6 protein-coding genes are annotated in these 5,666 nt (G+C 73.9%); 3 read left to right on the plus strand and 3 right to left on the minus strand.

All coding sequences use genetic code 11. The features are described 5' to 3' along the window. Positions 1 to 85 precede the first annotated feature (85 nt). Positions 86 to 1,084, plus strand: a complete 999-nt coding sequence (locus ACSNOD_RS27570) for a DNA-3-methyladenine glycosylase family protein (RefSeq protein WP_436769788.1) — start codon at positions 86 to 88, stop codon at positions 1,082 to 1,084. A 151-nt stretch (positions 1,085 to 1,235) separates the two neighbouring features. Here the strand turns inward: ACSNOD_RS27570 and ACSNOD_RS27575 are convergent, their stop codons facing one another. From ACSNOD_RS27575 to ACSNOD_RS27585, 3 genes are read right to left on the minus strand one after another with little or no spacing between them, the layout of a single operon-like run. Then, positions 1,236 to 2,687 (minus strand): coenzyme F420-0:L-glutamate ligase, encoded by a 1,452-nt coding sequence (locus ACSNOD_RS27575; RefSeq protein WP_436769789.1) that lies wholly within the window; start codon positions 2,685 to 2,687, stop codon positions 1,236 to 1,238. 41 nt (positions 2,688 to 2,728) lie between these two features. After that, on the minus strand, positions 2,729 to 3,688 hold the full coding sequence (cofD, locus tag ACSNOD_RS27580) for a 2-phospho-L-lactate transferase (RefSeq protein ID WP_436769785.1): 960 nt from the start codon (positions 3,686 to 3,688) through the stop codon (positions 2,729 to 2,731). A gap of 55 nt (positions 3,689 to 3,743) precedes the next feature. Further along, a complete protein-coding gene (locus tag ACSNOD_RS27585) occupies positions 3,744 to 4,238 on the minus strand; it encodes a cysteine dioxygenase (protein ID WP_436769786.1) in 495 nt (164 codons plus the stop codon). Positions 4,239 to 5,099: 861 nt separating this feature from the next. Between ACSNOD_RS27585 and ACSNOD_RS27590 the strand changes: the two genes are divergently transcribed. Next, positions 5,100 to 5,363, plus strand: coding sequence for a WhiB family transcriptional regulator (locus tag ACSNOD_RS27590; protein WP_004952403.1), 264 nt, complete (start codon positions 5,100 to 5,102; stop codon positions 5,361 to 5,363). 25 nt (positions 5,364 to 5,388) lie between these two features. After that, positions 5,389 to 5,666, plus strand: a 278-nt coding sequence (locus ACSNOD_RS27595) for a hypothetical protein (protein WP_436769787.1), incomplete at its 3' end; no start/stop codon positions are given.

A 5,666-nucleotide genomic window follows, 5' to 3' on the forward strand; every position in this document is an offset into this window, starting at 1 on the left:
ACCACGTACGGCCGCGCACACGGCCCAGCTGCCCGCCCCCGCCGCACGCACCGCGCCGACCCGCACCACCGTCCGGTCCGGCGACATCCGCGTACCTCCCGCCGTACCGGCCGCCCGCACGCCCGCGGCCTCCCGTTCGCGCCGGTGGCGGCCCCCCGGCCCGCTCGACCTCGGTCTCGTCGTCGGCCCGCTGCGCCGGGGCCCCGGCGACCCCGCCTTCCGCGTCGCCCCCGACGGCTCCGTCTGGCGGGCCTCCCGCACGCCCGCCGGGCCCGGAACGCTCCGGCTCGCCCTGCGCCCCGCCGAGGCCCACGTCGAGGCCGACGCCTGGGGGCCGGGCGCCGACTGGCTGCTCGACCGCCTCCCCGCGCTGCTCGGCGCGGACGACGACCCCACCGAGTTCGTCCCACGCCACCGGCTCGTCCACGAGAGCCACCGCCGTCGCCCGGGACTGCGCCTGCTGCGCACCGGCCTGGTGCTGGAATCGCTGATTCCGTCGATCCTGGAGCAGAAGGTCACCAGCGACGAGGCGTACCGCGCCTGGCGGCTGTTGCTCCAGCGGCACGGCGAGCCCGCGCCGGGCCCGGCCCCCGGCCCCGCGTCGGACCCGGCCTGCCCGGCCGACCGCATGCGGGTCATGCCGGAGGCCGCGGCCTGGGCGATGCTGCCGTCCTGGGAGTGGCACCGCGCGGGCGTCGACGGCAAGCGGTCGGCCACCGTCGTACGGGCCGCCCGGGCCGCCCGGCGGCTGGAGGAGGCGGCCGGCATGGAGCTGGCCGCCGCGAGCGCCCGCCTCCAGGCGGTACCCGGCATCGGCCCCTGGACCGCCGCCGAGACCCTGCAGCGCAGCAACGGCGCCGCCGACGCGGTGACGGTCGGCGATCTGCACGTCCCGCGGATCGTCGGCTACGCGCTCACCGGCGAGCGCGGGACGGACGACGCTCGCATGCTGGAACTCCTCGCGCCCTACGCCGAACAGGGCGGGGGCCAACGCCACCGGGCGTGCCGCCTGATCCTGCTCACCGGCCGCAGGCCACCGCGGCGCGCGCCCCGCTTCTCGGTGAACGACATCCGCGGCCTGTAGCCCGCGACCACGGGCCCGCGCGGGAGGCGTACGACCGGCGCACGGGCGCACAGGGCACAGACACACGGGCACACAGGCACCCAGGCGCACAGGCACACGGGCGCGCGCGCCGGCGCGGGGGAGCGCCGATGGCGCGGGCCTGGAGCGTCCCTCAGCGCACCGTGAGGAACGCGTCCGCGTCCCGCCCGACCCGCGGCGCCGGCACCGTCGCCGGCCGCCCGATCGCGACCGCCCCCATCGGGTCCCAGTGCGCCGACAGCTCCAGTACCTCGCGCACCACATCGCGGCAGAACATCGTGGACGACACCCAGGCCGAACCGAGCTGCTCCCCGGCGAGCGCCACCAGGAAGTTCTGCACCCCGGCGCCGGCCGCGACCACGAACATCTCCCGCTCCGCGCGCGCCCGCCGCTCGTCGGGGTAGTCGTGCGAGCCGTCCATCACCAGGCACGGCACCGCCAGATACGGCGCCCGGCGCAGCACGTCCCCCCGGGCCACCCGGCGCGCCACCCGCGCCTCGTCGAGGCCGTCGCGCCGCAGATCCGCGATCCACGCGTCCCGCATCGCGTCCAGCAGCCGCAGCCGGGACTCCGCGGACTCCAGCAGGACGAACCGCCACGGCGTGGTGTGGTGCGGCGCCGGCGCGGTCACCGCGGCCGCCACCGCGCGCCGTACGGCGGCCCCGTCCACCGGGTCGTCGGTGAACTCGCGGACCGTGCGCCGCAGCGTCACCGCCTCCCGCACGGCCTCCGAGGTGCCGAGCCGGAACATGTCATGCGCGGGATCGCGCACCAGCGCCCGCGCTCCCGTGTCCGCGTCGGCATCGGCGTCGACATCCGTGTCGGCATCCGCGTCCGTGTCCGCGTCGGCGGTGGCGTGATGCACGGAGTCATGACCGGCGCCGGCCCCGCTCGGCTCCCGCACCAGATGCGGGAGCCCCCGCACCACGGCCACCGGCAGCCCGTCGGCCTTGCCCTTCACCAGGTCGCCGGCGGCCGCCAGCTCATCGGCGGTGGCGACGACGGTGGCGTGGAGCGGATTGCCGTACGCGTCCGTCCCGCCGCGCAGATCGTCGAGCACCCGTACGCCGGCCGCGCCGATCGCGACGTCGGTGAGGCCGCTGCGCCAGGGCCGCCCGAAGGTGTCGGTGATCAGCACGCCGATGTCCACGCCCAGCAGATCCCGCAGACCGTCCCGGATCGCCCGCGCCGACGCGTCGGGGTCCACGGGCAGCAACAGAACGGTGCCCGCCGGAGTGTTGGACGCGTCGACCCCGGCGGCCGCCATCACGAACCCGTGCCGGCTCTCGACGATGCGCAGCCCTCCGCGCCGGGCCACGACCCGTACGGTCTCCTCGTCGATCGCCGCCTCGCGGTCGGTCGCCTCCACGATCCGGCCCTCGGCCTTACTGACGATCTTCGAGGTGACGATCAGTACGTCGCCGTGCGCCAGCCCCGGCAGCCCCCGGGCGGTCGCCGCGTCGGCGATCAGCTTGGCGAGGTCGTCGCCGGGCCGGACCTCGGGCACACCGGGCAGGGCCCAGACGGTGAAGCTCGGAACCTCGGCCGCCGAGCCGCGCACGCCCGCCCCTCCCCAGCCGCTCACGGCCGCACCGCCGGTACCGCTGGCACCGCCAAAAGCGCCGCTCACGGCCGCACCTCCTCGGCCAGCGCCAGCGCCTCGCGCGCCATCGCGGCGGTGGCCGCCGTGTCCGTCATCAGCAGGGGCACGGCACGGCAGCGGATGCCGGCCGCCGTCACCCGCTCGACCGCCGCCGCGTCCGTACGGTCGACCAGCCAGCCGTCGAGCAGATCCGAGCCGTAGTGCTCGGCCACGGCCGCCGCGGTGGACTCGACGCCGACCGCCGCCAGCACCTTGTCGGCCATGCCCCGCACCGGGGCGTCACCGATGATGGGGGAGAGGCCCACCACCGGGGCCGCCGTCTCGACGACGGCCTCCCGGATGCCCGGGACGGCCAGGATGGTGCCGACGCTGACCACCGGGTTCGACGGCGGGAAGAGCACCACGTCCGCCGCCGCCAGGGCCTCCAGCACCCCGGGCGCCGGCTTGGCCTGCTCCGCGCCGACCGGCACGACCGCGTGCGCGGGCACGGAGGCCCGCAGCCGCACCCAGTACTCCTGGAAGTGCACGGCCTTGCGGCCACCGTCCTCCGTGTCGATCAGGACGTGGGTCTCCACCCGGTCGTCCGTCATCGGCAGCAGCCGCACCCCTGGGCGCCAGCGCTCGCACAGTGCCTCGGTGACCGCGCTCAGCGGGTAACCGGCGGCGATCATCTGGGTGCGGACGATGTGGGTGGCGAAGTCGCGGTCACCCAGCCCGAACCACTCCGGGCCGACGCCGTACGCCGCCAGTTCCTCCTTCACCGCGAAGGTCTCGTCGGCCCGGCCCCAGCCCTGCTCCTCGTGGATGCCACCGCCCAGGGTGTACATCACCGTGTCCAGGTCGGGACAGACCTTGAGACCGAACAGATGGATGTCGTCACCGGTGTTGCCGATGACCGTGATGTCCGCGTCGGGCGCGGCGGACGTGAGGCCGCGGAGGAAGCGGGCGCCGCCGATGCCGCCGGCCAGAACCACAATGCGCATGCGGACAGTGTGTCAGCCGGTACCCGGCGGGCCGAGGGCGGCCGGGGAGACGGAATCAGCCGATCGTCACCTCCTCCGCGGTGGCGGCGCACCGGGCGCCGTGCATGGGCATCTCGGTCAGCCCGGGGTAGTAGATGTGCAGGCTGACGGCGGGCACCAGCGAGTCGTTGACGACCTCGTGCACATAGCCGGGGGCGAAGACCCGCTGGGCGCCCGGGGCGAGCCGGCGCCGCGCCGGGCCGGCGTGCTCGGTGAGCTCACCTTCGAGGACGGTGAGCACCCCCGAGGAGGGGCCGTGGTCGTGAGAGCCGCTGCCCTGCCCGGGGAGCCAGCTCAGCAGCCAGATCTCGTAGCCGGGGCCGGTGCGCAGCCGGTGGTACCAGCGCGTGGTGGCGTCGTAGCGGACGAGCGGCTCCCACTGGTCGCGCTCGGCGGCGATGGTCCGGGCCAGCCCGGCGAACTGCGCCACCGTGGTCGGGTGGGCCGGGACCGGCGGCAGCAGGTGCGGAATGGCGAGCGGGTCGCCGGCGATCTGGACGTCGCTGTTCATGGGGGATTCCTTGGCGGGATCTCGTTGCCCGCCCGATCCGGCGGGGCCACGCTCACGGGCCGGTCGGGGACACGGCCCACGAGCGCCTGGCTCGGGGGTCGGGCGAAACGGAGGCGATGCGGAAGCGAGTGGAGAGGGGCCGGGCAGCGGCGGACACACCGATCAGCGGCACGGACCCGCGTCGTGGACGCGGGGGCGCGGAAAGGGGTTGTCGCGGTGCTACGGCCCCGCGAGACGGAAGCGGGGGGAGCCGGAGCCGAACGGCTTCAACAGCCTGTGGGCATCAACAGCTCGAACAGCGACAACAGCGACAGTGACAACGGCCGCTCGGCGCGGCACAGCGGCCCGCGGCGTCGCAGATCGTGCGAGCGCGGGTGCCGATGGGGTCCCCCATGCCGAAGGAGGCGGAGGGAGCATGCGTCACTGGCATGCCTTCAAGAAGAGCGGGTACCCCTTCGTCATGTCAACTGGATGCCGGTTTTGGTCGGATTGTTTCACCTGTTTCGGTTACCAGCCCAGAAGAAACGTTTGTGCAGCCGCCCGGCGCCCGGCCGTCGTTGCCGATTCGTGATCCGACTGTGATCCGTTTCGCTTCGGTCGGAACGCCGCAACGGAAGCGGAGGGCCCGGCGTCCTGACTCGTAAAGCCCAGCGGGCCGCTTCTACGCAGAGTTGCTGTCATGGTTTAGGACGATTTCAACACTTACCGCATGGCCTTGGTTCCGCAGAGTGAATAAGGGGCTCAATAGCAGATCTCGGCTTGACTGGTCCGGATCGGCACACTTGTAATTTCACTCGTGTCGTTAAGCCGTCTCAGATAACGGCAGCATCACGGGGACGTAAAGACAGACGAGGGGCGCACATGACCGAGCTGTTCCAACAACTGCTGGTCGAGGAGGCGGACGAGGAGCTCGGGTGGCAGGAGCGCGCGCTGTGCGCCCAGACCGATCCCGAGTCTTTCTTCCCGGAGAAGGGCGGTTCCACGCGCGAGGCCAAAAAAGTGTGCCTGGCGTGCGAAGTGCGGTCCGAATGTCTTGAGTACGCCCTCGCCAACGACGAGCGGTTCGGAATCTGGGGCGGTCTGTCCGAGCGTGAGCGCCGCCGGTTGAAGAAGGCCGCCGTCTGACAATTCGCGCCTTCGGCGCGGAACGATGGGTGCGGCGCGTTCGGCGCGGCCCCATCGGCCCCATCCGCCCAACAGTCTCATCGGCGCGGCACGGCCGGCGGTGTGGCGGTGCCGCACCGCGGACGAGGCCGACGCCGCGGAAGCGACCCGCCGCCGCGGACGCCACGGTGACGCCGCGGCGAACGCCGCCGCGGACCAGGTCGCCCCTCCCCGGCGCCCGTCGACGCGATCGCCCGCCGGCGCGACCGCCCGCCCGCTGACCACCGGTGAGCCCTCGGCCTTACTGACGATCTTCGAGGTGAC

Source organism: Streptomyces sp. URMC 123, from assembly GCF_051386515.1.
Lineage (GTDB): Bacteria > Actinomycetota > Actinomycetes > Streptomycetales > Streptomycetaceae > Streptomyces.